1 protein-coding gene and 1 pseudogene are annotated in these 1,608 nt (G+C 48.0%); both read left to right on the forward strand.

The genetic code is table 11. The features are described 5' to 3' along the window. Window positions 1-273 (forward strand): annotated as a pseudogene (locus WEIDD23_RS13355) (hypothetical protein); the annotation flags it as partial. Between the two features lie 178 nt (window positions 274-451). Next, window positions 452-1,608 (forward strand): ammonium transporter (locus tag WEIDD23_RS01025; RefSeq protein WP_082778288.1); only part of this gene is annotated, 1,157 nt, incomplete at its 3' end.

Below are 1,608 nucleotides of genomic sequence, written 5' to 3' on the forward strand. Positions count from 1 at the left end.
ACTAATGCTAGTGCGTCGGTAGAAACGGCTTCTGAATCACAAAGTAGTGTCGCCGAGGAACAGGCAACGATTGCAAGCAGTTTTAGCACAGCAGTCAGTCAACCGGCGACTTCTTCAACGACAACTTTTGATGCATCAACTGCTCGTATTATGCTTTACAACGCGGGCGTTGATTCTTCATCAATCGATAATCAAACGTTGCAACAATATTGGCAAGCCGCGCAGGATTCGCATACTGATTTTGCGACGTACGTCAAAACGCAACTGAAATAATAGTCAATGCAAAAGCCCCAGCTAGTAGCTTCTTAAACGAGTGCCACTAGCTGGGGCTTTTGCATTGGTCCAGACCAGCCGATGTCATTATTCCTAACACAATTGTGAGTGTGCAATGAGAGAGTGCCTATACTGATTATAAATTAGAAGTCGATGAGAGATATCAGGAGGTAGCGATATGGTGGGGTCGGATATTGCATGGGTACTTGTCAGTGCCGCGTTAGTTTGGTTGATGGTGCCTGGATTGGCATTGTTCTACGGTGGATTCACAGATGTGCGCTCAACAGTGAACACATTAGCCATGGTGCTAATTGCTATTGCTATCGGTGGTACCGTGTGGTTTGCGGTTGGCTATTCGCTAGCTTTTAGTGGACACGGTTTAATCATTGGCGATCTACGGGCAGCCTTCTTTCACGGGGTATCCATGACTAGTAGCTCACGAGGTCTAAGTATCCCGGATGGGGCATTTGCGTTGTTTCAGGGGATGTTTCCGATGATTACCATGGCAATCATCGCTGGTTCGGTAGTCGGGCGAATGAACTTCAAAGCGTTTATCTTGTTTCTACTGGGATGGATGTTATTAGTATATGTGCCATTAGCTCACATGGTTTGGGGCGGTGGTTTGCTGGCTCGGATGGGTGCGTTAGATTTCGCCGGCGGTGATGTGGTGCACATTTCTTCTGGTGTATCAGGACTTACCTTGGCCTTGATCATCGGAAAGCGTAAGCAGGCTACTACGTTAACAGTTCACAATATGCTGTCTGTTGTTATTGGTGGTGGCTTGCTATGGTTTGGTTGGTTCGGTTTTAACGCCGGGTCAGCTTTAGCAGCAAACGGTGTGGCAGTGTTGGCCCTCATTAACACAAGTATTGCGGCCTCGGCCGGTATGCTGACATGGGTCATGTTCGACTTGTTGGTCTTCCAACAGGTTAAGGTTGCTGGAGCCATGTCAGGGGCCATTGCAGGATTGGTAGCGATTACACCAGGCGCTGGCTTCGTTGAGCCGGTGTCGGCAGCGATTATGGGTGTGGTCGTGTCGTTAGTTGTTTACATTGCGACGACGGTGATTAAATACCGCATGGGTTATGATGACACACTGGATGCATTTGGCTTGCACGGTGTCGGTGGTGTATTCGGTGGACTGCTAACAGGTGTGTTTGCTACAAAAACGCTGGCAGGTACAACTGGATTGTTACAAGGGAATTGGCACTTGATGGGTGTGCAATTGGCCGGAATTGTTTTAACAATCGCTGTTTCCGTCGTTATGACCTGGTCAATTGCTAAAATTGTAGGTCTCATCGTACCACTCAGAATCGGTGAAAAGGCTGAGTTAAC

Origin of the sequence: Weissella sp. DD23, assembly GCF_001579105.1 — a bacterium.
Taxonomy (GTDB): domain Bacteria; phylum Bacillota; class Bacilli; order Lactobacillales; family Lactobacillaceae; genus Weissella; species Weissella cibaria.